The organism is Ferruginibacter sp. HRS2-29 (assembly GCF_024343615.1).
GTDB lineage: Bacteria > Bacteroidota > Bacteroidia > Chitinophagales > Chitinophagaceae > Ferruginibacter.
The window spans coordinates 63,403-88,181 of record NZ_RJUB01000001.1; the positions used below are offsets into that span (position 1 = coordinate 63,403).

The 24,779-nt window shown below is 43.5% G+C and carries 28 protein-coding genes and 1 tRNA gene; 16 read left to right on the forward strand and 13 right to left on the reverse strand.

The features are described 5' to 3' along the window. The first annotated feature begins 125 nt into the window (after nucleotides 1–125). The 3 genes from EGI32_RS00305 to EGI32_RS00315 all read left to right on the forward strand — a co-directional run bounded on the left by EGI32_RS00305 (nucleotide 126) and on the right by EGI32_RS00315 (nucleotide 2,566). A tRNA-Leu gene (locus EGI32_RS00305) sits at nucleotides 126–212 on the forward strand. 60 nt (nucleotides 213–272) lie between these two features. After that, complete coding sequence (locus EGI32_RS00310) at nucleotides 273–1,550, forward strand: DUF2130 domain-containing protein (protein WP_255153337.1); 1,278 nt, start codon at nucleotides 273–275, stop codon at nucleotides 1,548–1,550. An 8-nt stretch (nucleotides 1,551–1,558) separates the two neighbouring features. Next, nucleotides 1,559–2,566 carry a zinc-dependent peptidase gene (locus EGI32_RS00315; protein ID WP_255153338.1) on the forward strand — a complete coding sequence of 336 codons (1,008 nt, stop codon included), beginning with the start codon at nucleotides 1,559–1,561 and terminating at the stop codon, nucleotides 2,564–2,566. A gap of 93 nt (nucleotides 2,567–2,659) precedes the next feature. Here EGI32_RS00315 and EGI32_RS00320 read toward each other — a convergent pair whose 3' ends face one another. Then, nucleotides 2,660–3,289, reverse strand: coding sequence for a 4'-phosphopantetheinyl transferase superfamily protein (locus tag EGI32_RS00320; RefSeq protein ID WP_255153340.1), 630 nt, complete (start codon nucleotides 3,287–3,289; stop codon nucleotides 2,660–2,662). 122 nt (nucleotides 3,290–3,411) lie between these two features. Between EGI32_RS00320 and dcd the strand changes: the two genes are divergently transcribed. Both dcd and EGI32_RS00330 read left to right on the forward strand, forming a co-directional pair. Further along, nucleotides 3,412–3,948 (forward strand): dCTP deaminase, encoded by a 537-nt coding sequence (gene dcd, locus EGI32_RS00325; RefSeq protein WP_255153341.1) that lies wholly within the window; start codon nucleotides 3,412–3,414, stop codon nucleotides 3,946–3,948. A 106-nt stretch (nucleotides 3,949–4,054) separates the two neighbouring features. Then, entirely contained in the window at nucleotides 4,055–5,119 is a 1,065-nt protein-coding gene (locus tag EGI32_RS00330) for a serine hydrolase (protein ID WP_255153342.1), read from the forward strand. Nucleotides 5,120–5,227: 108 nt separating this feature from the next. On the opposite strand, the gene EGI32_RS00335 is transcribed toward EGI32_RS00330, so the two are convergent. Both EGI32_RS00335 and EGI32_RS00340 read right to left on the reverse strand, forming a co-directional pair. Further along, nucleotides 5,228–5,698: a TspO/MBR family protein gene (locus tag EGI32_RS00335; RefSeq protein ID WP_255153344.1), complete on the reverse strand. Its 471-nt coding sequence runs from the start codon at nucleotides 5,696–5,698 to the stop codon at nucleotides 5,228–5,230. Between the two features lie 142 nt (nucleotides 5,699–5,840). Beyond that, nucleotides 5,841–6,929: a DUF3810 domain-containing protein gene (locus tag EGI32_RS00340; RefSeq protein ID WP_255153346.1), complete on the reverse strand. Its 1,089-nt coding sequence runs from the start codon at nucleotides 6,927–6,929 to the stop codon at nucleotides 5,841–5,843. A 118-nt stretch (nucleotides 6,930–7,047) separates the two neighbouring features. Here EGI32_RS00340 and EGI32_RS00345 point away from each other — a divergent pair, with 118 nt between their 5' ends. From EGI32_RS00345 to EGI32_RS00380, 8 genes are all read left to right on the forward strand, one after another. Further along, on the forward strand, nucleotides 7,048–7,587 hold the full coding sequence (locus tag EGI32_RS00345) for a DUF177 domain-containing protein (RefSeq protein WP_255153348.1): 540 nt from the start codon (nucleotides 7,048–7,050) through the stop codon (nucleotides 7,585–7,587). A gap of 118 nt (nucleotides 7,588–7,705) precedes the next feature. Then, on the forward strand, nucleotides 7,706–7,903 hold the full coding sequence (gene rpmF / locus EGI32_RS00350; protein ID WP_255153350.1) for a 50S ribosomal protein L32: 198 nt from the start codon (nucleotides 7,706–7,708) through the stop codon (nucleotides 7,901–7,903). A gap of 87 nt (nucleotides 7,904–7,990) precedes the next feature. Then, on the forward strand, nucleotides 7,991–8,944 hold the full coding sequence (gene plsX, locus EGI32_RS00355) for a phosphate acyltransferase PlsX (protein WP_255153351.1): 954 nt from the start codon (nucleotides 7,991–7,993) through the stop codon (nucleotides 8,942–8,944). A 111-nt stretch (nucleotides 8,945–9,055) separates the two neighbouring features. Beyond that, on the forward strand, nucleotides 9,056–9,274 hold the full coding sequence (locus tag EGI32_RS00360) for a hypothetical protein (RefSeq protein ID WP_255153353.1): 219 nt from the start codon (nucleotides 9,056–9,058) through the stop codon (nucleotides 9,272–9,274). A 196-nt stretch (nucleotides 9,275–9,470) separates the two neighbouring features. Next, complete coding sequence (locus EGI32_RS00365; RefSeq protein WP_255153354.1) at nucleotides 9,471–10,754, forward strand: voltage-gated chloride channel family protein; 1,284 nt, start codon at nucleotides 9,471–9,473, stop codon at nucleotides 10,752–10,754. A 65-nt stretch (nucleotides 10,755–10,819) separates the two neighbouring features. Further along, the gene (locus EGI32_RS00370; RefSeq protein ID WP_255153355.1) at nucleotides 10,820–11,662 is read left to right on the forward strand and encodes a methylated-DNA--[protein]-cysteine S-methyltransferase; all 843 of its coding nucleotides are present in this window, start codon (nucleotides 10,820–10,822) and stop codon (nucleotides 11,660–11,662) included. Between the two features lie 10 nt (nucleotides 11,663–11,672). After that, nucleotides 11,673–12,275 (forward strand): alpha-ketoglutarate-dependent dioxygenase AlkB, encoded by a 603-nt coding sequence (locus tag EGI32_RS00375; RefSeq protein WP_255153356.1) that lies wholly within the window; start codon nucleotides 11,673–11,675, stop codon nucleotides 12,273–12,275. A gap of 70 nt (nucleotides 12,276–12,345) precedes the next feature. Continuing rightward, on the forward strand, nucleotides 12,346–12,651 hold the full coding sequence (locus tag EGI32_RS00380) for a hypothetical protein (RefSeq protein WP_255153358.1): 306 nt from the start codon (nucleotides 12,346–12,348) through the stop codon (nucleotides 12,649–12,651). 33 nt (nucleotides 12,652–12,684) lie between these two features. Here EGI32_RS00380 and rpiB read toward each other — a convergent pair whose 3' ends face one another. The 9 genes from rpiB to hemA all read right to left on the reverse strand — a co-directional run bounded on the left by rpiB (nucleotide 12,685) and on the right by hemA (nucleotide 21,806). Beyond that, the gene (gene rpiB, locus EGI32_RS00385; RefSeq protein WP_255153360.1) at nucleotides 12,685–13,137 is read right to left on the reverse strand and encodes a ribose 5-phosphate isomerase B; all 453 of its coding nucleotides are present in this window, start codon (nucleotides 13,135–13,137) and stop codon (nucleotides 12,685–12,687) included. 21 nt (nucleotides 13,138–13,158) lie between these two features. Further along, a complete protein-coding gene (locus EGI32_RS00390) occupies nucleotides 13,159–14,112 on the reverse strand; it encodes an aldo/keto reductase (RefSeq protein WP_255153361.1) in 954 nt (317 codons plus the stop codon). A 95-nt stretch (nucleotides 14,113–14,207) separates the two neighbouring features. Next, nucleotides 14,208–15,506, reverse strand: coding sequence for a glutamate-1-semialdehyde 2,1-aminomutase (gene hemL / locus EGI32_RS00395; RefSeq protein WP_255153363.1), 1,299 nt, complete (start codon nucleotides 15,504–15,506; stop codon nucleotides 14,208–14,210). A gap of 128 nt (nucleotides 15,507–15,634) precedes the next feature. After that, complete coding sequence (gene hemB, locus EGI32_RS00400) at nucleotides 15,635–16,612, reverse strand: porphobilinogen synthase (protein ID WP_255153364.1); 978 nt, start codon at nucleotides 16,610–16,612, stop codon at nucleotides 15,635–15,637. A gap of 13 nt (nucleotides 16,613–16,625) precedes the next feature. After that, complete coding sequence (gene hemF / locus EGI32_RS00405) at nucleotides 16,626–17,621, reverse strand: oxygen-dependent coproporphyrinogen oxidase (RefSeq protein ID WP_369681605.1); 996 nt, start codon at nucleotides 17,619–17,621, stop codon at nucleotides 16,626–16,628. A gap of 12 nt (nucleotides 17,622–17,633) precedes the next feature. Next, nucleotides 17,634–18,662 carry a uroporphyrinogen decarboxylase gene (gene hemE, locus EGI32_RS00410; protein ID WP_255153366.1) on the reverse strand — a complete coding sequence of 343 codons (1,029 nt, stop codon included), beginning with the start codon at nucleotides 18,660–18,662 and terminating at the stop codon, nucleotides 17,634–17,636. A 223-nt stretch (nucleotides 18,663–18,885) separates the two neighbouring features. Continuing rightward, nucleotides 18,886–19,590, reverse strand: coding sequence for a uroporphyrinogen-III synthase (locus EGI32_RS00415; protein WP_255153368.1), 705 nt, complete (start codon nucleotides 19,588–19,590; stop codon nucleotides 18,886–18,888). Continuing rightward, nucleotides 19,580–20,578: a hydroxymethylbilane synthase gene (locus EGI32_RS00420; protein WP_255153370.1), complete on the reverse strand. Its 999-nt coding sequence runs from the start codon at nucleotides 20,576–20,578 to the stop codon at nucleotides 19,580–19,582. Before EGI32_RS00420 ends, EGI32_RS00415 begins: the two co-directional genes overlap by 11 nt. A 4-nt stretch (nucleotides 20,579–20,582) precedes the next feature. Then, nucleotides 20,583–21,806 (reverse strand): glutamyl-tRNA reductase, encoded by a 1,224-nt coding sequence (hemA, locus tag EGI32_RS00425; RefSeq protein ID WP_255153371.1) that lies wholly within the window; start codon nucleotides 21,804–21,806, stop codon nucleotides 20,583–20,585. 320 nt (nucleotides 21,807–22,126) lie between these two features. Here hemA and hemH point away from each other — a divergent pair, with 320 nt between their 5' ends. The 3 genes from hemH (at nucleotide 22,127) to EGI32_RS00440 (ending at nucleotide 24,195) form a co-directional block, all read left to right on the forward strand. Next, nucleotides 22,127–23,146: a ferrochelatase gene (gene hemH, locus EGI32_RS00430; RefSeq protein WP_255153372.1), complete on the forward strand. Its 1,020-nt coding sequence runs from the start codon at nucleotides 22,127–22,129 to the stop codon at nucleotides 23,144–23,146. 129 nt (nucleotides 23,147–23,275) lie between these two features. After that, nucleotides 23,276–23,602 (forward strand): four helix bundle protein, encoded by a 327-nt coding sequence (locus EGI32_RS00435; RefSeq protein WP_255153373.1) that lies wholly within the window; start codon nucleotides 23,276–23,278, stop codon nucleotides 23,600–23,602. A gap of 71 nt (nucleotides 23,603–23,673) precedes the next feature. Further along, nucleotides 23,674–24,195, forward strand: a complete 522-nt coding sequence (locus EGI32_RS00440) for a CopD family protein (RefSeq protein WP_255153375.1) — start codon at nucleotides 23,674–23,676, stop codon at nucleotides 24,193–24,195. A 1-nt stretch (nucleotide 24,196) separates the two neighbouring features. Here EGI32_RS00440 and EGI32_RS00445 read toward each other — a convergent pair whose 3' ends face one another. Beyond that, nucleotides 24,197–24,688 carry a DUF4064 domain-containing protein gene (locus EGI32_RS00445; RefSeq protein ID WP_255153376.1) on the reverse strand — a complete coding sequence of 164 codons (492 nt, stop codon included), beginning with the start codon at nucleotides 24,686–24,688 and terminating at the stop codon, nucleotides 24,197–24,199. Nucleotides 24,689–24,779 lie beyond the last annotated feature (91 nt).

Sequence of the window (24,779 nt, forward strand, 5' to 3'; positions counted from 1 at the left end):
ATCTCTATTCGTGTATGTTATGCTAAAAATTTATGTCTTTCCATTTATCCTCTAAAAAATTCGTGTAATTCGTGTAATTCGTTTTTAATTCGTGTAATCTATATATATTTGCATTCCTCAAAAATGCGGTCATGGCGAAATTGGTAGACGCACTACCTTGAGGTGGTAGCGCCCACACAACGGGCGTGTCAGTTCGAATCTGATTGACCGCACAAGCCTTTCCCTCACGGGAGAGGCTTTTTATTTATATTTATACCTTAAACCGGATCATTATGCCTAACGATATTAAGTGCCCCAATTGCGGCCACGAATTTGACGTGGAAAACGTACTTGCAGCGGATATAGAAAAAAAATACCAGCAGAAATACCAGGCCGACCTCAAAAGATCTCTCGGAAAAATAGACGAAGAAAAAAAGAAACTCGAAGCCGAGCAGCAATTATTTGAAGAAAAGAAGAAACAGGAAAATGAATTGTTTGCACAAAAGATCCAGAAAGAACGCCTGAAGCTGGAAACCGAAATACAACAACAGCTGACCAAAAGCATTTCTTCAGATTACGAAAACAGGATCCGTGTATTGCAGGAAAACAGCAACAACACTGAAGAAAAGCTGAAAGAAGCCCGTAAGAAAGAGCTGGAATTTTTGCAGAAAGAACAGGAACTGAAGAACAAGGAAGAAGAACTGGAGATCACGGTGCAGAAAAAATTGCAGGAAGAAAGGGTAACCATCAGTGAACAGATCCGCCAGCAGGAACTGGAAAAAAACAACCTGCGGGAAAGCGAACAACAGCTGCGCAACAAGGAACTGGAAATGCGGCTGGAACAACAAAATAAACTCATCGATGAAATGAAACGCAAGGCCGAGCAAAGCTCGATGCAGCGCCAGGGCGAATCGCAGGAACTTTTACTGGAAGAAATTCTGAAGGAGAATTTTCCTTTCGACCTCATAGATGAAGTGGGCAAAGGCGTGGAAGGTGCGGATTGTATTCAAACCGTTCGCAACAGTGGCGGCAAAGAATGCGGCAAGATCATTTACGAAAGCAAACGCACCAAGGGCTGGAGCAGCAACTGGATCGATAAACTCAAAGCCGACAAACGCAGTCGCAATGCGGATATCGCGATACTGGTAACCCAGACTTTCCCGAAAGACATGGATCGTTTTGGTGAAAAAGACGGCATCTGGATCTGCAATTTCACTGAAGTGAGCAGCGTTTCTTATTTGCTACGCGATGGCCTCCTTAAGATATATGAAGCCGAGAAAAGAGAAGAAAACAAGGGCGACAAGATGCAGATGTTGTACAATTACCTTACCGGAGTTGAATTCAAAGGGCAGGTAGAAGCGATCGCTGAAGGGTTTATTGCCATGCGCAACAGCATCACCAAAGAACGTATGCAAATGGAAAAACTCTGGAAAGAACGGGAAAAGCAACTCGAAAAAGTATTGCTCAGCACCAGCGGTCTTTACGGATCAGTGAAAGGCATCGCCGGCGCATCGGTGGGTGATATTCCGTTACTGGATGGCGAAGAAAAAATAAATGAAATAGATTACTGACAATAAATATGTTTATAAAAATCCTGCCTTTCCTTATTATTGTTGGAGCTGTTATGCTCGACAGGTTTCTGCGCAAAAAACGGTATCTCAGGAATTTTTACGACAAGCCGCATACGATGACCACTAAACAGCAGTACAGAGTGCTGTTCATCATTGGCGGTGCCATGTTTCTATTAGGATTAATTGCGGCTTCAATGGTACTGATCGTGATGGCTGCAATTTTAATGTGTGCCACCCTTATTACTAAAATTTTCCCGGCGGTGGGTAACCCGCCTGTTACGCAGGAGTATGTTGTACCTGATACTCCTGTTGTGAATCCGGATTACCTGGTATATCGGGGGTATCAACTTGAATTCTCTACAGAAGAATTTGAAAAAATACTTACAAAACACCTCCCCTATTTTTTAATCCTGGAAAACCAGGAACAAAGAGAAAAATTCATTAAACGTGTACGTAAATTCATGCAGCGCAAAAATTTTGTGATCCACGATAAAGGCGGCTTCAAAGAAATGCCGATACTCATCAGCGCTTCTGCGGTACAATTGAGTTTTGGATTGAAGAAATATCTGCTCCCCATCTTCAGCGAGATACATATTTATCCCGATGAATTTATCAACTACCATCAAAGCCTTCGGATAGTGATCGGCAATGTTTCCAACAACCGCATCAATATTTCCTGGAAGCATTTTTTGAATGGCTTCAGGCTCCCGGATGGTGTCAATGTCGGGTTACACGAAATGGCGCATGCGTATCATTACCAGAATTTCGCGGCACTCGACGATATGGATGAACATTTCATGGAAGGATACAAAGCCTTTGAAGAACGCAGCCGTACAGCCTTATTGTATGAACTCAGCAGCCTGTCGTCACTTTATACCTTGTACGGGCTTAGCAACGAGCAGGAATTCTGGGCAGAAAGCGTGGAGATATTCTTTGAAAAAACTGCAGAGCTCATGGCACTCGACAAAAGCCTCTACTACATCATCAGCAACACACTCAACCAGGGCTTCTTTTAAGTGAATGGTGAAATCTACATTAAACATGAATTCTTTACAGGATGCATATTGATTTTTTTGCGCAGTAAATAAATCCGTGCTGTCCTTTCATCCTTAAAAATCCGTGATTAAGAACGCCAGGCTGATGCCGTTAAACATCAGCGCATGCACTTTCACCGGCCAATCTTCTTCTTTTGTAAAGATACAATCTGCAGAAAAAGCGAAATCACTGGCAGCTATCTTCCGGATGACCATATGCTGCCGGAAATCAACTTTGCCATTGCCATACCATTTAAACATCGCTTCCTTGATACTCCATGCCATGGTAAGGGCATCCAGCGGCACTACGGGTAAATCAAGCACGAGTTGCATTTCCGGTTCAGTAAGATATTTATATTTGATCCGTTCGATCTTCTCCTGCGGCAATTCGATATCCACCCCCACCCTGCTTTTTGTGCTGACGATCACCGCGGCATAATCGCTGCAATGGGAGATCGAAAAATGATACTTTTCGCCGGGGAGAAAAGGTTTACGGGTATCCGCCACACGGATCAGTTCCAGTGGAAAACCGGGAAATAAAGCCTGCAGCACATATCTCCCCGCCAGGTGCTGGAGCCGCTTGTGCGGATGGGTGATCTCATTCTGAAGTACCACTTTTTGCAGAAAAAAAGGCTCATCCTCCGTGATATGCCATACCCCCAGCTTCGTGTTTTCGTTGATATTTTGTTGGTAAACCAGTGGCATAGCGTTATTACAGATTTGAGATTCTAGATTTAAGAATTTAGCTTTGCGGCACTATAAAGGTAACCAGTAAAATCTTTTTGTGTGGAAATAACCGCCGGAGATACAGGTTTAAAAATCAGCATATGATACTCAGCGATACGAGAATACTAGAAGAGATAGAAAAAGGGACCATCAAAATTGTTCCTTACAATCGCGAATGCCTTGGCAGCAACAGCTACGACGTACACCTGGGGAAGAACCTGGCCACTTACGAACACGAGGAACTGGATGCCAAAAAGCACAACACCATCAAACATTTTGAAATCCCCGACGAAGGGATATTACTGCTGCCGCATAGGTTTTACCTGGGTGTAACAGAAGAATACACGGAAACGCATGCGCATGTACCCTTCCTGGAAGGAAAATCTTCTACCGGGCGCCTGGGCATCGATATCCACGCTACCGCCGGCAAAGGTGATGTGGGCTTTTGCGGTAACTGGACACTTGAGATCTCTGTCAAACAACCGGTGAGGGTTTACAAAGGAATGCCGATCGGACAACTGATCTATTTCCCGGTGGACGGCGAAATTGAAGTACGCTACAACCAGAAAAAAAATGCGAAATACAGCGGACAGCCAGATAAGCCTGTAGAAAGTATGATGTGGAAGAATAATTTTTAATTTTTTGAACCACGGAGGCACAGAGGAGAGTTTCACAGAAGCGATTTATATTTAAACAAAATATTTTTACTCTGTGTTACTCTGTGGTCTACCATAAAATGCATGTATGAAAAAAGTATTTTACTTCTTCTTATTGCTCCTCAGTCAGCAGGCTTTTTCGCAATCAACTGCCGATTCGTTACTCAACTTCATCGCCGCCAACAAAAGCCGCTCTTCCATTTACCTTTCTCAAAATGATACCGTGCTGGCGCATGTGAATGAAAATACGTTGATGCCACTGGCGAGCACCGTAAAAATAATGGTGGCAGTAGAATTTGCAAAACAAGCGGCGCTTAACGTAATAGATCAATCTTCGAAAGTGAGCCTCGCTGAACTTGAAAAATATTACCTGCCCAATACCGACGGTGACGCACACCCGAACTGGATCGCTTATGAAAAAAAGATGGGGCATATCCAGGGCGATAGCGCCAGGCTCATGGATGTCGCCCGCGGGATGATCATGTTCAGCAGCAATGCCAACACAGAATATTTGATGGATCTGCTGGGCTTCGATAATGTGAAAAACAACATCCAGTTATTCGGGTTGAAACAACACACTGCCATCTATCCCATAGTCGCTTCCCTGTTCATGTATCAAAATCCCAAAGGCAAAAAGGAAGAAAGCATTCTTAAGGGAATAAAAAAATTATCAGACCAGGAATACAGCCGCTATATTTTCGACATGCACAATGCACTAAAATACAGTACGCTGCTGAAAGATAAATTTCGTCCGCAAGACCTTACCATGACCATGCAGAAAGCCTGGAGCGATCGCCTTCCGGCGTCTACAACAAAAGAATATGTGCGCATCTGCAAAGTCCTCAACAACCGGAAATTCTTTGATGAAAACACTTACGGCATCATCTCCGAAGTACTGGAAACCATAATGGAAAATCCCGCTAACCAGAAATGGCTGAAGCATGCAGGCATGAAAGGCGGCAGCACTGCCTGGGTGCTCACCAAAGCAGTATATGCGACTACAAAGGAGGATACAAAATTAGAAATGGCTTATTTTTTCAACAACCTTACGGAAGACGAAAATCAAAGGCTTCAAAAGTGGATGAATAGTTTTGAGCTGAAAGTGATGAGTGATGCTGGTTTCAGAAAAAAAATAACGGAAACGCTCAAGTAAATGTATGATGTGAGATGTATGATGTATGATTTCTTCAGACTTAATATAACAAACAATTTTTGGAAATATTTTAAATTGAAAGACATCATACATCTTACATCATACATTTTAATTCAAATTCCAGATGGAATAAGTAAGCACCGTAGCAAAACTCACCCACAAAATATACGGCACCAGCAGCCACGCAGCCGGTTTGGATATTTTACCAAAAGAAATTATAGTAAGCAGTATAAAGATCCACAACAATATTATCTCTGCCAACGCCGCCCCTTTTTCATGCAGGTAAAAAAAGATGAACGACCACAGGAAATTCAACAACAACTGAATGCTGTAAAAGATCAGCGCCCTCCTTTTTGCAGGTTGAGGAAAATCTTTTTTCCATACAAGAAAACAGGCAATCCCCATCATGATGTACAAGGTAGTCCACACCGGGGCGAATATTCCATTGGGCGGATTGAACGAAGGTTTATTTAAAGTGGTGTACCAGGTCTGTACAGATTCCATCGTTAAATAACCGCTGACGGCGCCTACAGCCAATGGGATCGCAATGGAAATGATAAGTTTGAAAATAGGTTTCATTGTGTGTGATGCTGATTAGAATGGTGAAGAGAATACAATTATCAAACCAACAAGTGAATGGTGAATAGTGAATAGTGAAACCTTCGAAGTTTACAACAGGTTTATAAAACTTATAATTCGTAATTCGTAATTCGTAATTTACTTAAATCCTCCCGAATTTTTTATAATAGGCTATTAAAAACCCCGTCACTTCATCATAACTCAATATGCCCTGCGGCTGTTGATTACTCCGCAGAAATACGCCGTAACCCCATCGGATAAAAGGTTCTATGGGATTGCGGTATTTTCGGCTGAAGGCGATCCATTCTTTTATATCCGCTACTACGGCCGGCGAAAGTTGCTTCCTGTACATTCCCGCTGCGGCGGAATCTGTAAAATACAGGTTTCGGTTAGCATAATTGAAAAGATCGAGGTACACGGAATAATGAAACGATGTATCCGTAGAAGTGCTGGCAGCAAGATAGCCCACAAAATTCGCTTCCATCTCCTTCGCGTAACCGATCTGGTGCGCTACTTCGTGGCAGGCGGTATAAGGCAATAAAAATCGCGGCATCGTGGTGTTCAATTGTGCCTCGCCGGTGAAAGGATTGTAATATCCTGAAAAACCTGCGTAGTTGCCCAACCAACCCCAGATCGATGGTTTCAGCGAAACATGTTCATAAACAAGATAAGGATATTGTTGCGCAAGCTGGTCATAAGCATTTTTCACTTCGGCAATAAGCGAGTCATTGTTGGGATAGTTACGTTGCTGACGGATCAGCACGGCTTTGCTGCTGTTGATTTTTGCTACCAGCAAACCATTCAGCATTTTGAGATCGTCCTGGCTATATTTTTCCATTTTTAGTCCGAGTTGCGAAGCGATCCCCTTGCGGTTATAATTGATTCCCCATAAAACATTGAAAACAAGGTACAAAATACTCAATAACGTAATTGCCCTGAGCAACTTACGGCCGGATTGCTCTTTGAAGGAAGCCATGGTACGCCTGCGGAAAACCTTCTTGGAGAATCGTACCACTTTGAAGATCAACCATATAAATAAAGCTCCGTATAAAATATCCCCGACACTGAAAGGGATCCAACCGAATAAAAGGCGTAAGGATATAGAGATATATTTATATAAATGAGTGCTGTACCCCTGCTCAACACGGGCTGCGTGGCCGCTGTAAAAGTGAACGATGATACATAAAATGACCAAAATAATGGCGATGGACGCCCTTCGGGTGAACTTCATATAACTTAAAATTAGCTAAATACTGTAACTTTACCGGCGGGTTTTGAGAAAAACTCTTGGTTTTACACATATAATTGATAATTTTCTATTACCTTTGCCGTCCTTTAAACAGAACACAATGGCTAACAAGAGGGCATTTGAGATTGCGTTTGTGGGGTTAAAGCCTGGTGTTCACCAGTTTAATTACGATTTAGACGACAAGTTCTTTGCTGAAAAAGGCGCAGAAGATTTTACAAATGCACAGGCAAATGTGAAGTTATCACTCGAAAAAAATACCGGTTTCATGCTGCTGAAGTTTGAAATTGGAGGAAAGGCCGATGTGAGTTGCGACAGGTGTGGGAATCCATTGACCATGGATCTCTGGGATGAATTCAAAGTAGTTGTAAAGCTCGTGGATAATCCGGATGAGATGAATATGAACGAGGAAGACCCCGATGTATTTTACATCGCACGTACCGAAAGCCACCTTGAAGTAAGCGATTGGTTATATGAATTCGCGATGTTGAGTGTTCCTACACAACGCATGTGCGGCGAAAACGAAAGAGGCGGATCGAAATGTAACAATGAAGTGCTCGAAAAGTTGAAGCAGATGGAAGTGAAAGAAGAGCACAACGCCAATACCTTGTGGAAAGGATTGGATAAGTTTAAAGAAAACTAGAACCGTTCAAAAGGTTGAAAGGTTCAAATGTTCAAAAGGTTTCACAACATTTTGAACGTCTTGAACCTCTTGAACATTTGAACCTGAAAAAAAATTTTAATTTTAAAAATAAACAGTCATGCCAAATCCAAAAAGGCGCCATAGTCAACAACGCAGTGCGAAAAGAAGGACACACTATAAAGCAGTTGAAGCTACTTTAAGTACCGATAGCACAACAGGTGCGATACATGTACGCCACAGGGCACATGTTAGTGAAGGAAAATTGTTCTATAAAGGAAAAGTTGTTGCTGAAAAAGCACCATTGAGAGCGATGTAATTCTCACATAAAGATTTTAATTCCAAAACTAAAGTTTGAGTAACTTCAAGCCCGGTTTTGGAATTTTTAATTTTAAAATTTTCTTGCATGATCACGATCGGACTGGATATGATGGGCGGCGATTACGCCCCGCTTGAAGCAGTAAAAGGCGTTGCCGCATTTTTTGCAGAGAACGAAGATGATATCCAAGTGTTACTGATCGGTGACCGGGAAAAGATACAGGCACACCTGCAGGAGCAACCCGTTCCCACAGGAAAATACACGATCGTGCACGCCTCCCAGGTGATAGAAATGCATGAACATCCTACAAAAGCATTAAAAGAAAAACAACAGTCTTCCATTGCGATCGGTTTCCATTTACTGGCAACCGGCAAAGCAGACGCGTTCATCAGCGCAGGTAATACAGGTGCCATGATGGTGGGGGCACTGTTCAGCATTAAAGCCATAGAAGGCATACTCCGCCCAACCATTGGCGCATACATGCCCAGGGAAAATGGCAAGCTTGGATTGCTGGTGGATGTGGGATTAAACTCCGATTGCAAGCCTGAAAACCTCAACCAGTTCGCCGTATTGGGCTCTTTGTTTGCAGAGCATATCCTGAAAACAGAAAATCCGAAAGTGGGCCTGGTAAATCTTGGGGAAGAAGAAGGAAAAGGAAATCTCCTGGCGCAGGCTACCTATCCCCTGCTGAAAGAAAATAAACAGATCAATTTTACCGGAAATATCGAAGGCCGTGATATCCTTTTGGACAAGGCCGATGTGATGGTATGTGATGGTTTTACCGGTAACGTGGTACTTAAACTTGCGGAAAGCATACACGATATCGTTCAGCGCCGCAATATCAAAGACGAACATTTCGAACGTTTCAATTTTGAAAGTTATGGTGGCGTACCTGTATTGGGTGTAGCCAAACCGGTGATCATAGGGCATGGCATTTCCGGTGCCACTGCTTTTAAGAATATGATCAACATTGCAGCCCGCATGATCGCTACCGACCTTTCGGGCAAGATAAAAGAAAGCTTCGCTTCTGCTGCCGGATAAATTAACCCACTTTTTTTCCGGATAGCGGATGTTGATGCTTTAATTAGCTTTTAGCACAAAAATTGATTAGATTTATAGAAACAAATTTTCGAAAAATCTAAAAATAATATCATGCTACAATCATTTAGCTTTTTTAAACGTTTCCCTGGTGGCGAAAACGAAGGTGGAGGAGCTGCTTCCAAAAATCAGGCAGCTCAATCAACAGACTCCACTTCAGACAAAACCCCCAAAGAAGGAGAAAAAGGTTTTATTGATAAAGTCAAAGATGCATTGCAAGACTGGTCAAATGAAGACCAGGCGGAGCAGGATCTTGATGATCGTACTCCATAAAAGGTTCAAAGTTCAAGGTTGAAAGTTCAAGGTTAATTCACGCGCTGAAATACTTTTCAGGACTTAAAATAATTTCAGGTTGAACTTTTAACCTTGAACCTTGAACCTTAAAAGGAAATGGTGTCTTCCTACTCAACTGCCCTAAAAAGCTGATGGCGCCTGGTCTTAAAATGTTTTACATTTAACCAGGAAAATTATGTCACAACTTCAGCCCGTTTCAAACAAACCAACTTTTTCATTGAAAAGCTTTGCGCAATATGCCGGCAAGTGGCTGATGATCTCATTGCTCACAGGCACCTGCATTGGTATAGCTTCCGCATTTTTTTTGCATTCACTCAATTATGTAACCGGCTATCGCGAAAATCATCGCTGGCTGATCGCGTTATTACCGGTAGCGGGATTGGGAATTGGATTGCTGTATCATTATTATGGAAAAGATATTGCAGCAGGGAATAATTTACTGATAGGAGAAATATACGAACCGCAAAAAAGAGTTCCATTCAAAATGGCGCCATTCATTTTCATTGGCACCATTATCACGCATTTATTCGGAGGCTCTGCAGGCCGTGAAGGTACGGCATTACAGATGGCAGGCTCGATAGCTGATCAGTTCAGCAAACCTTTTCGTCTATCCCCCACAGATAGGAAGATACTGCTGATGAGCGCCATCGGGGCAGGTTTCGGTTCCGTATTCGGTACTCCGGTTGCCGGAGCCATATTCGGACTGGAAGTAGCGCTCGTGAACCGTGTGGATGCAAAAGCAGTCGTGCCCGTATTTGCAGCCACTTTTATCGCTGATCTTACAGCAAAATTACTGCATGCTCCCCATACACATTACAGCATCCCCCTCATCCCGGGCATTTCCTTGCTGAATATTTTATATGCAGTAACGGCAGGAATTTTATTTGGCGCCTGCGCAACATTGTTTAGCAGGTCATTACATTTTTCCGATAACTTATTCGGCAGGTCCACCGCTTTCATGCCTCTTCGGCCGTTTGCCGGTGGTATACTGATCGTTGCAGGTGTGTGGTTGTTGAACAGTACCGCTTATATCGGCCTTGGCATTCCTTTCATGGTAAAAACATTTGAGCAACAGGCTTACTGGTACGATTTTGCCTTGAAGATGTTATTCACCATAGTTACGCTGGGCGCAGGTTTCAAGGGAGGGGAAGTGACCCCGCTGTTTTTTATCGGTGCAGCATTGGGCAGCGCTCTCGCCGGATGGATACCTCTGCCTGTGGCATTACTGGCGGGTATGGGCTTCGTAGCTGTATTTGCAGGAGCTACCAACACTCCTGTTGCCTGCACGATAATGGCAATGGAACTTTTTGGAATGCATTGCGGGATATACGTTGCAGTTGCCTGCATCACAGCTTATTTATTTTCCGCGAACAAAGGCATATATCACACACAAATAATTCCTGCGGCTAAGCATCAACGTTATATCCGTTTTAAAAGAAAAAATTTCAAGGATCTGTAACTTAGCAAGTTTCGGGTAGGTGAAGATTGATGAGCGCTATAGTTTTGTGTCATAAATTTAAAGTAATGAACACACAGGCCAGTACAGATTTCGACCGTATACAAAATGCCATCGGTTATATTCATGCACATTTCAGGGAACAGCCGCAACTGGAAGAGATCGCGGCGAGCATACATCTGAGCCCTTTTCATTTTCAGAAATTGTTTACAGAGTGGGCCGGTGTAAGCCCCAAAAAATTCCTTCAATACATTACGATCGAACATGCGAAAAAAATATTGAAAGAAAATGATGCGACATTGTTTGATACTGCCATCGAAACAGGTTTGTCCGGCACAGGGAGGCTGCACGATCTATTCATCAATATCGAAGGCATGACACCCGGTGAATATAAAAACGGCGGCGAATCGCTCAGCATCAATTACAGTTTTGCTGAAAGCCCGTTTGGAAATATACTGGTAGCATCTACACCAAGAGGTATTTGCTACATGGCTTTCGCCGACAACAGGGATAAAGAATTTGATGGCTTGAAAAAGCTATTTCCCAAAGCTTCATTCCGTCAAATGACGGATCGTATTCAACAAAACGTATTACACATATTCACCGATAAATGGGAAAAGCCCGAACAGGTAAAGTTGCATCTGAAAGGAACCGAATTTCAGATCAAGGTTTGGGAAACTCTGCTGCGTATACCTTTGGGGCAAATGACAACGTATGGAAGCATTGCCAAAACACTCAACAACCCGAATGCTTCAAGAGCTGTGGGCTCAGCGGTAGGTGATAACCCGGTGGCATTCCTGATACCCTGCCATCGTGTGATACAATCTACCGGCGTGCTGGGGAATTATCACTGGGGCAGTAACCGCAAAGCGGCCATGATTGGCTGGGAAGCATCAAGAGCAACCAATTAAAATTTAAGACATGAGTTTGTTTCCAACCAATAGCGAAGAAAACCTGCTGCCTTATGATGGCACGGTAAATTATTATGGGAAAGTGATCGATAAAAAAATGGCCGATCACTATCTCGATAAACTATTAAATGATATCGAATGGAAAAATGATGAAGCAGTGATTTTCGGAAAACATATCATTACCAAAAGAAAAGTTGCCTGGTACGCTGATGCTGGCTTTTCTTATACTTATTCCAACACTACCAAAACCGCTTTACCCTGGACAAAAGAATTACTGGAGCTTAAGACAATGGTAGAAAAACTGACAGGCATAAAATATAATTCCTGCCTGCTGAACCTATATCACGATGGAGATGAAGGAATGGCCTGGCATAGCGATGATGAAAAAGCATTAGGAAAGAACAGTAGCATTGCTTCCTGGAGTTTTGGTGCAGAAAGAAGATTCGCCTTTAAACATAAAAAAAGCGCTGAAAAAGTTTCATTGATCCTGGAGCATGGCAGCTTGCTGGTGATGAAAGATACTACGCAAACCTTCTGGCTACACCGCTTGCCAAAAAGTACAAAGGTCACACACCCCAGGGTGAACCTGACTTTCAGGACAATGGTGATTTAGATTGTATACTTCTCATTTTATTAACGTTCCTGCTGTGTTATAAATTCTAACTTTGCGTAAAACGGTTCAAATGATAAGAAGAATAATAGCAATCCCGGCCATGGCCATGATGACAACAGTGTTGATGGTATCCTGCTCGGCCCCGTCGAAAGTTTTTTCCGCGAAGGGTACGGTACAAAATATTGAATTCGGCAAAGACGGGTATACTGCTGCGCTGAAAGATGATGAAGGAAAAGATTTTGATGCAGTGATCAGCAGGGTGAAACTGCAAGCCGGTTACAGGGAATTGAAATCCGGCGAAGTTGTAAAATTATCCGGTGATACCATGAGCCTCGACAACAGGCTGCGTATTATCGTCAATAAGATAGAGCCATAAAATATCAGCGGCTGGCGAAAACCAGCCGCTTTTTTATTTCATATTTTTTTCCTCAATAGCGTTGATCTTATCCAGCCTTCTCTGGTGGCGTGCTTCATGCGTAAATTTTGCATCCAGAAAAGCAGCTACTATTTCCCGCGCAGGTTCAATCCCGATCACCCGTTCTCCGATGCACAATACATTTGCATCATCGTGCTCCACGCATTGATGTGCTGAATATGTATCGTGGCAAACACCGCCCCTGATACCTTTGAATTTATTGACAGCTACACTCACTCCCACTCCACTGCCGCAGATCAATATGCCTCTTTCCGCTTTTCCGCTGGAAATAGCTGTAGCAACCGATTCCGCACAATCCGGGTAATCGGCAGGTGTCGTATCATATACACCCAGGTCGGTGATATCAACACCTTTGTCTTGCAATTCTTTCAGAATAATATTTTTGTAAATAAATCCCGCATGATCGGAAGCGATTACAATTTTCATATAAATTATTTTATTGAATGATTATTTCCAGGTACTTGCATTGTCTAACAGATTGATATCATCAGTTGTAAGTTCTAATACCGCCGCTTTGATCAACGCATCCAATTGATCAGGGTTAGTTGCACTGGCAATCGGCGCTGTTACACTTTTTCTCGCCATCAACCAGGCCAGTGCCACAGAAGCCTGCGTGGTATTATGTTTGGCACTCACTGTATCCAGCACATCGAGTATGGAAAGGCCCCGGGCATTCAGGTATTTTCCCATTCCACCACCGCGGGTACTTTTCCCGAAATCCTTTTCGCTCCGGTATTTACCGGTGAGAAAACCGCTGGCCAACGCAAAGTAGTTCAGCACGCCGAGATGGTGATCAAGGCAGATCTGTTCATATTCCGTTTCGAATTTTTCGCGATCGTATAAATTATAGTGTGGTTGTAATGTCTGATAAGAAGGAAAACCATTTTCCTTACTGGCTTTCAGCGAAGCGATCAACCGTTCTGCCGTCATATTGGAAGCGCCTATCCATCTCACCTTACCTTCTTTTACCAATTGTGCATAGGCTTCCAGCGTTTCTTCCACCGGTGTGGATTCATCGTCGAAATGTGTCTGGTAAAGATCTATGCGATCCGTTTGTAAACGCTGAAGTGAAGCTTCGGCAGCCTGTAGTATATATTTTTTTGAAATTCCCTTTTTTCCATCCCCCATATCGCTACCCACTTTAGTAGCAACCAGGATATTATTTCTATTGCCACGTTGTTTCATCCACTTCCCGATGATGGTTTCCGACTCGCCTCCGGTATTGCCCGGCGCCCATCTTGAGTATACATCAGCCGTGTCTACCAAGTTGAACCCTGCACCTGCAAAGCCATCCAGCAATTGAAAGGAAGTTTTTTCATCCACCGTCCAACCAAAAACATTTCCACCAAATGCAAGTGGCACTGCTTTGAGATCCGAATTGCCTAATTGTCTTTTTTCCATGATGATTGATTTTGCCTGTTCGTTTGGAAACATAAATTTACTTCATGCCCACCAACAAAAACCTTATGGAAGAAAATTTCCGGATTTAGAAATTGTTACGCTGGCTTACTTTCTGCCTTTACAAACTTTCTAAAAAGACGGATAGTTTTATCCAGGTCCTTATAACTGAGTGCATCATTCAGGAACCAGCTTTCGTAAGCGGAAGGCGGCAGATAAACCCCATGGGCCAGCATGAAATGAAAAAGGCGGTTGAACATGGCAATATCACATTGAGAAGCGGAAGTAAAATCTTTTACAGGTTGTTTTGAAAAGTGTACGCTGATCATCGATCCAAGCTGATTGATGACAAACGGAATATTGCTTTTGCTCAAAGTCTTGTGCAGCCCTTCACGGAGGTAAGTGGTTTTTGCTTCCAGCGAAAGATATATTTCAGGTTTGTTCTTTAATTCCCGAAGCGTGGTATAACCCGCGATCATCGCAATAGGGTTACCGCTGAGAGTGCCTGCCTGGTATACGTTCCCGAGCGGCGCTATGTGTTCCATGATCTTTCTTTTTCCTCCAAATGCCCCTACGGGCATTCCTCCCCCGATCACTTTTCCATACACTACAAGATCTGCTGCGATATTCAATCTTTCCTGTGCGCCGCCTGCCGCCAGGCGAAATCCTGTCATCACTTCATCAAAGATGAGTACGATATCTTCTTTGTCGCAAATACTGCGTAACCCTTCCAGGAAACCATCCTGCGGAATGATGCAGCCCATATTTCCCGCAACGGGTTCTACGATGATCGCTGCTATATGGCCTTTGTTTTCGTGTACCAGTTTTTGTACCGCATTAAGACCGTTGTAGGGCGCCGATAAGGTATCCTGGCTCACACCGGCGGTTACACCGGGTACAGTTTGTATATCCAGCGTGGCCAGGCCGCTTCCGGCTTTCACCAGAAATGAATCCGCATGGCCATGATAATTTCCTTCAAACTTGATGAATTTATTCTTGCCTGTATATCCGCGTGCCAGGCGCAATGCACTCATGCAGGCTTCGGTACCACTGCTTACCATGCGTACCAGGTCAACGCCCGGCACCATGCTGATGATCAGTTCTGCCATTTCAATTTCCAGTTCTGTAGGTGCACCATACGAGGTGGAATGAACTGCATATTTCTGAATGGATTTTATCACAGGCTTGTGTGCATGCCCCAATATCATTGGTCCCCAGCTGGCTATGTAGTCGATGTATTTATTCCCATCAGCATCAAACAGGTAGGCCCCTTTTGCTTTTTCGATAAAAACCGGCGTGCCGCCTACACTTTTGAAAGCACGTACGGGAGAGTTTACCCCGCCGGGAATGGAAAGCTGAGCACGTTCAAAAAGTTGTTTGCTATGAGATATTTTCATTTTCAATTAAAATTTTTATGATTGGTTTAATGGATAACGGGTGAATGGATAATGGATAATGTTTCCGGTTTAAAAATTTCAATTAATGATCGAAGTTTTATATGAATGTATTATTATCCATTATACTATTATCCATTAATAAGCTTTGCTGCATCTTTTGCAAAATAAGTCGCAATCAGATCCGCTCCTGCCCTTTTAAAAGAAGTGAGTGTTTCTATGATCGCTTTATTTTCGTCTATCCATCCCCGTTGTGCTGCCGCTTTTATCATCGCATATTCTCCGCTGATATTATAAACACTTACCGGCACATCCACTGCGTTCTTCACTTCACGCACTATATCGAGGTATGGAAGCCCGGGTTTTACCATCACGATGTCCGCTCCTTCTTCCACATCCATCAGCGTTTCTTTTACAGCCTCAATCCTGTTGGCGAAATCCATCTGGTAAGTTTTTTTATCGCCAAATCCCGGTGCGCTATCTAAGGCATCCCTGAACGGACCATAAAAGCAGGACGCATATTTGGCGCTGTAAGCCATGATCCCGGTATTGATAAAATTGTTCTGTTCCAATCCTTCGCGGATGGCGCCTATGCGGCCGTCCATCATATCGCTGGGCGCTACCATATCAGCTCCGGCCACTGCATGACTGATGCTCATTTTCACCAGGGCTTCCACTGTTTCATCATTCACGATCTGCCCGTCTTTTACGATACCATCATGACCATAAGAAGAATACGGATCGAGTGCCACATCCGTCATCACATATATTCCCGGTACAGCTTCCTTGATGGCTTTGATGCTGCGCTGCATCAGGCCATCGCTGTTCCAGGCTTCCTTGCCGGTATTATCTTTCAATTCGTCTTTACTTTTTACAAAAAGTAAAACGGATCTTATTCCAAGTTCCCACAGCTCTTTCACCTCTTTGATAGTAAGGTCTATGCTGCGCCTGTAATAATCCGGCATGGAAGGAATTTCGGTAGAAATGCCTTCGCCTTCGTCGATGAATAACGGAGCGATAAAATCTGCCGGTGTCAAAATTGTTTCCGCTACCATCGAGCGGATTGCGGGGCTGACCCGAAGTATGCGGTTTCTTCTTTGTAGTATCATACTGTTATTTTTATCAGCAGGAATTTGATTTCCTTGCCCATTCGTCCTTATCTTCTTCACTGATAATCGTATTCAGCCAGTCTTTGGGGTACAGACAAACCTGCAACAATTTATCCTCTTCGCTTCCGGGTACAGGATGATGATCGTACAACCATCTCGCCCTGGGCGGCAGACTCATCAGGATACTTTCTGTGCGGCCATTGGTTTTGAGGCCGAACAATGTACCGCGGTCGTGTACAAGATTAAATTCCACATAACGCCCGCGACGAATCTCCTGCCACTCAATTTCAGCCGGACCAAAATCCATCCCTTTCCTTCTTTCTACTATCGGTATATATGCGTTTACAAACGCATCACCATTCGCCTGTTGAAACCTCAAAAGATCTGCTGCCCCGGTTTCATCCGAAGGGCGAAGATGTTCGTAAAATACTCCTCCGATTCCCCGTGTTTCATTATTGCGATGGCTATTGGAAAAATATTCATCACAATTCTTTTTGTATTCTGTATAAATATTCCCTCCAAAAGGATCGATGGCATTTTTTAAGGTCTGATGAAAATGCCTGGCATCTTCTTCAAAAAGATAATAAGGTGTAAGGTCAGCGCCGCCGCCAAACCAGCGGTCGATCACATTATCCGCTTCGTCATACAGTTCAAAATAACGCCAGTTGGCATGCACGGTCGGTACATAAGGATTCAATGGATGTATCACCAGCGATAATCCTGCAGCAAACCATTTGGCTGCATTTTCCTTGTTCAATAGCCCTTTCATCTTCTCTGTTACCGCACCAAATACCACCGAGGTATTTACTCCGCCTTTTTCAAAAACCTTTCCGCCGCTAATGGTTCTGGTCAATCCACCACCGCCGCTGCCTTCCAGGCGTTCCCATTCATCTTTGCCAAACTTTTCTTTTTCGTCTATACGTTCCAGTGAGGTACAAATATTTTCCTGCAACGAATGGATGTAGCTGATCCATTTCTCCCTGAATTCCTTTGTAACTGTCTTATTCATCATGAGGTCATTTTATCTTACGCCAAATTCTTTCACTGCTTCCACAAAAGCTTTTGCATGATCTACCGGCACATTCGGCATGATACCGTGACCAAGATTTGCTATATAACGCGTTTTCCCAAATCCATCGATCATTTCTTTTACTGCTTTCCTGATCTCAGGTATGGGCGCCAGCAACTTCGAAGGATCGAAATTGCCCTGTAAAGTTATTTTATTACCGGTAAATTCTCTTGCCATCTGCGGCGATATACACCAGTCGATACCGATGCCCGAAGCACTGCTTTCAGCAAGATCCTTCAACGCATACCAGGTTCCTTTAGGAAATAATATCACCGGTGCATCGTCTTTCAATGCATCGGCTATCTGCAGCAGGTAAGGCTGGGCATATACTTTAAAATCCGCGGGGCTCAATGAACCGGCCCAGCTGTCGAACACCTGCACCGTATCCGCACCGGCTTTCACCTGTGCTTTCAGGTATGCGATCGTGATATCCGTAATCTTCTGCAAGAGGCTATGTGCCACCGCCGGTTGCGTGTACGCAAATTGTTTTGCTTTATCCCAGGTCTTGCTGCCTTTTCCTTCTACCATATAACAAAGTATCGTCCATGGAGCACCGGCAAAACCTATCAGCGGTACACGGCCATTGAGTTCCTGTTTGGTCAATGCCAATGCCTGCATCACATACTTCAGGCTTTCTTCCACGCCTTCGGTAATAAGAGCATCTACATCCTGTTGTGTAGCGATCACCGATGGCAATGAAGGCCCACGCCCTTCTTCCATCAACACCTGCTTGCCCATTGCCTGCGGTATCACGAGAATATCAGAAAAAATGATCGCCGCGTCCACACCTACCTGATCGATCGGCTGCAACGTGATCTGCGTCGCCAGTTCAGGCGTTTCCACCCTTGTAAAAAAATCGTACCTGGCTTTCAGCTTCAGGTAATCCGGCAAATATCTTCCGGCCTGACGCATCATCCATACCGGAACGCGTTCTGTTTCTTCGCCTCTTAGAGCCCTTAGTAGTAAATCGTTTTTTAACATAGAAAGAATGTGTGATGTATGATGTATGATGTATGATGTGTGATGTGTGATGTATGATGTGTGATGTATGATCTATGATCGTTAAGGTATGATTTGTGAAGAATTATTTAAGTTCATGTTGATTATTTATTGTATTAGCTGCGTGTGACGGGTTTCGGGTTGATCATTTGCGCAACTAAACACAAGTACATTATTATTCACTGTTTAATTATCTATTGTTCAATTATCCACTAAAATATTCCATCATCTTCATCACCAGGTTTTCTTTTCCGGGTTCATCCGAGAGAAGTATCCTGTTACCGGTGAATTTGCGGATGGCCGAAGCGGTTGTTTTGCCGATGGCAAAAAAGATCGTTCGTTCCCCGCTTTTATTATTGGCAAAAAAACTTTCTACCGCACTCGGACTGAAAAATAAAATACCGTGGTAATCTTTTGATATCTTATGATTCACTTCAAAAGTTTCGTACACAGTAATTTCGTCTATAGCAATATCATTGCTACGTAAAAAATCCGGCAGTTCATCTCTCCTTTTATTACCGCAAAAAAACACCACTTCTTCGGCATCTCCCTCTTCCACGATCAGTTCCGCCAATGCTACAGCATCTTCCGCAAAACCTGCGATACTATGGTCGCCAAAATATTTTTTTGCCAGTTGCCTTGTGGTGTTGCCAATGCAATAGATCCGCCAGTCAGGCATATCATCTTCCAGCAAAAATGTCGCGACTGCCTCCACGGCATTCATGCTGGTGAATACCACTGTTGCGGAAAGCGATAACGCATATTCAATCTCCTGTTGCACTTCCACCGTTTTTACAGGCTCTGTAGCGATGAAAGAAATCTCCTCTATGAGGATATTCTTTGCGGCAGCGGATTCTACCAGCTGTGCATCGAGATGCCTTGTACAAAGTATATGGATACTATTTTCCATCACGAATTTTTTCCGCGATCGCAGCGCCGCCATTTTGTAATAACCGAATGGCCATATTTTTTCCAAATCCATCCGCATCCTTCAAAGCGACGGTTTGTGTTACAGATGCTTTTTCTTTTCCATCCAATGAAAGGATATTCCCTTCAAAATGTATTTCATCCTCCTCCACCTGCGCCAAAGCGCTGATGGGTGTGGAACAACCGCCCAGCAATTCGCGCAGGAAATCACGTTCTATCTTTGTGCACACGGCAGTCGCTTCGTCATTCAATTTTGCGCAGGCGAAAAGCGGCGCATCCTCTCCCGTTCTCGCCACTACCATCACTGCACCTTGCGCCGGAGCCGGCAACATCCAATCCAGTTCTATCGCCGTGTGGGGCCGCCTGTTGATCCTTTCCAATCCTGCTGCCGCAAAAATAGCCCCATGCCAGTTGCTTTCGGCCAACTTTTGCAAACGGGTATTCACATTTCCCCGAATATTGTTGATAATGCTTTGAGGATAGCGATGCAGCCATTGGGCTTTGCGGCGGATGCTGGAAGTCGCTATGTGTGAATAGTCAATAGTCAATAGTGAAACCTCCGGAGTTTTTAAAGAACCGGGCAAGTTTTCCAGATCAGATGAACGCTGCGGGCTTTGACTATTGACTATTGACAATTCACTATGAGGATTTGGGACAAACAAATCCTTATAATTCCCCCTTTTTATCACTGCTGCCTGGCAGATGCCTTGTGGTAATTGGGTGGGTACATCTTTCATGGAATGCACGGCGATGTCGATGGTATGGTTAAGTAACGCGATGTCGAGGCTGCGGGTGAAGATACCCTGAACACCCATTTCGTAAAGCGGGGTTTTGAGGTCGATGTCGCCTTCGCTCCGTATGTAGAGCAATTCCGCCGCATGGCCTTCTGCTTCGAGCATTTCTTTCACCATGGTAGCCTGCCATACGGCCAGTTCGCTTTCCCTGGTTCCTATCTTGATAACTGATTGCATTCTTTTAATTGGAAGCGGTAGAGATATAATCGTTCATCGCTTCGATATAGTTGCATCCACGCTGGTTTTGCGTGCGCATCTTGACTGCCATGCCGTTGATCACTTTCTGGATCTTTTCTTCTTCCAGCGGTTTGATGCTGAAAGACCCTGCGGCATCGCATGATTGTATCTGTAATAAATGTTTCTTCACTGTTTTTAGTACCGGTACGTTTTTACGCATCTGGTGCCATTCCATAAAGCCGGCGATGTGTTCGCTGATGATCGCTTTCACTTTTGGAATTTCTGCCGCACGTTTTTTCAACGTCACATCATTGATCTTGCTGAGCTCATCGATGTTGATCAGTTTTACATGTTCGCACGCCTGTACCGATGACGCCACATTGAAAGGTACTGAAAGATCGATCACCAGTTTATTTTTCTTTGCAGAAAAATGAAGGTCGTGGATGATCGGTTCCGGAGCATTGGTAGCAACAATCACTACATCGGCATCTTCGATGCACCCGGAGAGGTTATCAAAACTATCATACGCGATCCCGTTCTCTTTTGCCAGCAACGCGGCTTTTTCAACCGAACGGTTAACGAGTGTTACTTTTGTTTGAGGCAGGTAATCCACGATATTCCTGAAAGTATTCATGCCTATCTTACCGGTACCTACCAGCAAGATCTTCTTCCCGGTGGTATCGTTGTAATGCTGGCGGATGTATTGCACGGCTGCAAAAGAAACCGAAACGGTACCGCTGCTCAGGTGTGTATTGGTGCGGATATTTTTAGATGCGGCCAATACTTCGTTGATGATGCGGTCGAGATAAGTATCGATGAGTAAATGTTCTTTGGAAAATTTTACCGCCGTTTTTATCTGCCCTACAATTTCATAATCGCCGAGTATCTGGCTGTCGAGTCCTGCTGCTACATTGAACAAATGTTCGATGGCATACACACCTTGCCGGGTGTACGACATTTCAGAAAAGGTTTCCAGTGAACCTTCGGTATGCGTGCACAATAATTTTGCAAGCGAATGGGCATTTTCTGCAAAGCCATAGATCTCGGTGCGGTTGCAGGTGGAAAGAACGAAAAGATTTTTAATATTAAAGCTCCCGGCCGACACGATGAGTTGCCGGTATTGCTGATTGTTGATGGAGAATTGGCCACGTACGGAAGCATCGGATTTTCTGTAGTTGATCCCTGCTATGAAAAAGGAAGAAATGTCGGTGACTGGTTCTGCTATCATTATGCTGGTTAGGTCTAAAATTTTCTCTGCTGCAAAATTACTTGTACAAAGTTGGGAAAAGAAATTTGTGTGTCATTGAAATGTCATATTAGTTTAGAGTTTAGATGAGGTTGCTCAACTTTTACCGATAAACTCTGCGTAAACTCTATGTTCTCCTGCTCGCTGCGGTTTCACTCTTTGCCACCATTACAAAATATCGTAATACTACAACAGAAGGTTGCCGGTGTTTTTGAAAATTATCTTCATGAACAATCAATTGCCGGGGACTTAAGTTCCCGGCAATTGATTGTTCCCCTACCTTTGCAAATATTTTTGAAAATATGAGCAATCAGAAAAGGGGAATTTTATTGATGAATCTGGGTTCGCCGGATAGTACGGAAGTGAAAGATGTACGCAGGTACCTCAATCAGTTTTTGATGGATGAACGGGTAATCGACAAGCCTTATTTGTTTCGCCTGTTGCTGGTAAAGGGTATCATCACGCCCTTGCGGGCGCCCAAATCCGCGGAAGCATATAAAGAGATATGGACCAAAGATGGCTCGCCACTGGTAATGCTCACAAAACAACTCCGTGATGCTTTACAGCAACATGTGGAAGAGCCGGTGGAGATCGGAATGCGTTATGGCAACCCGTCGCCGGAGGATGGTTTTGAAAAACTGCTGCAGCGTGCTCCCCAACTGGAAGAAGTGATCGCTGTTCCTTTGTACCCGCATTATGCGATGAGCAGTTATGAAACGGCTGTGGAATATGCAAAAGATATCCATAAAAAAAATGGCTACAAGTTCAGCTTGAAATTTGTAGAACCTTACTACAAGAAGGAAAGTTATATAGAAGCGCTTGCCGCGAGCATGCGCCCTTACCTGCACCAGGAATATGATCATATTCTTTTCAGTTATCATGGGATACCGGGCAGGCATATACGAAAAAGCGATATCACCGGAAGTCATTGCCTGGCATCTGCCAATTGCTGCGATACAGCATCGCCGGCACATGCGCACTGTTACCGCCACCAATGCTTTACCACTACCCGCCTGGTAACAGAAAAACTGGGGATACCTAAAGATAAATTCAGCATCTCCTTTCAAAGCCGCCTTGGAAAAGGATGGCTGGAACCCTTTACTGATATACGTTTGGAAGAAATGCCCAAAGAAGGGATCAAAAAATTACTGGTACTTTGCCCGGCATTTGTAAGCGATTGCCTGGAAACCCTGGAAGAGATCGCCATGCGGGGAAAGGAAAGTTTTTTGAATGCGGGCGGGGAGGAATATACGATGATACCGTGCATGAATCTGGAACCGAAGTGGGTAGATGCATTGCAAGGCTTAGTCAATAGTGAATAGTCAATAGTCAAATCTTTGAAAGTTTTTATTTAGTCTTGCTACATATTTATTCTGGAGGGTTTAATTGCGTTTTGTGGTAATTTGTGTGATTAAAGCAACAATATGTTTTTGACATTGAATCACCAGAAAATGAATCTTTTTTCTGAAGCTAAAAAATTTGCTGCAGAATGTTACAAATTCACTAACCAATTGCCTCCGGAAGAGAAATATGCAATGGCATCACAAATCAGGCGGGCATCACTATCAGTTTATTTAAATCTTTCAGAAGGTTGTTCCAGAAAATCAGAAGCGGAAAGAAAAAGATATTTTGAAATTGCAAGAGGTTCTTTAATTGAGATTGACGCTGCCTTTGACATCGCTAACGCTCTTGGTTATTTTAATAATTTTTCAACTACTGTATTAAATAAAACAACTATTGATTGTTTCAAAATGATCACAGGTCTGATAAAATCATAAACTTCACAGGTTAAACCTTTTGGAAAACCAGCAAGGTTCAAAGATTTGACTATTGACTATTCACTATTGACATGTATTTCTACATCAAAGCCATCCATATTATCTTCATTGTAACCTGGTTTGCCGGTATGTTTTACATCCCACGGTTGTTCATCTACACTACCGAGGCGAATGAAAAGCCCGAGCCGGATAAAAGCATCCTGCAAAAACAATTCGGTATCATGACTAAGCGCTTGTGGATGGGCATCACATGGCCCTCAGCTTTGCTCACACTGATCTTTGGAACATGGATGGGATTTTTGTATGGCAGCGTTCCGCAATGGTTGTGGATAAAACTGGGCTTTGTGGCCGGCCTATACCTGTATCATTTTTCTTTGCAAAAAATATACAGCCAGCAGCAGCGGGGCATTTTCAAATACACTTCTCAGCAACTGAGGATATGGAACGAAATAGCCACCATTTTTTTGGTGGCTATCGTAATGATCGTATCCGTAAAACAAAGCATCAGCCTTGTGTGGGGTGTTCTTGGACTGATATTGTTTATTGTTATTTTAATGAGCGCTATAAAGATCTACAAACTCCTCAGAAAATGATCTAATATACCAATGTCTTCTTTTGAATCGTATAAAGGATGATGAAAACAATTGCCACTGCCGGCATAAAGAATGCTCCGCCACTTTGATACTGGCTTGTTCCGGCAATAATGACCCCACCTACAATAGGTATGATCTGCCCGGCTACATATAACCAGTATCCATCTTTTTTCAATTTGCGCATCATCAGTGCCCCTACAAAACACAATATGAGGCCAATGAAACTTACTGCCAGCAACGCTACCATATTATTCTCGGTTATTTCCAGTGCTTCCCTCCCCTTACGAAGCTGTTCCATTTTATCCGGGGTAAGTTCACCTTCGGCTGCCTTGTCCATTGCTTTTTTCATAAAGCCCGTCAGCCATGGTGTGGCGATGGTAACCAATGCCCCGAGGCTGCAACCGATAATGGTAAGGATGGTTAACACATTTAAAGTAGAATTCAGTTTCGGTGGATCTGTTTCCTCCGTAACGAGATCAATTTGTGTGGTCATAAGAATTAATTTGGTTTTGAAACATTAATATAAATGAATTATGCGAATTACACGAATTAGTTTATTTAAATGGTATGTCTGAAATCCTGCA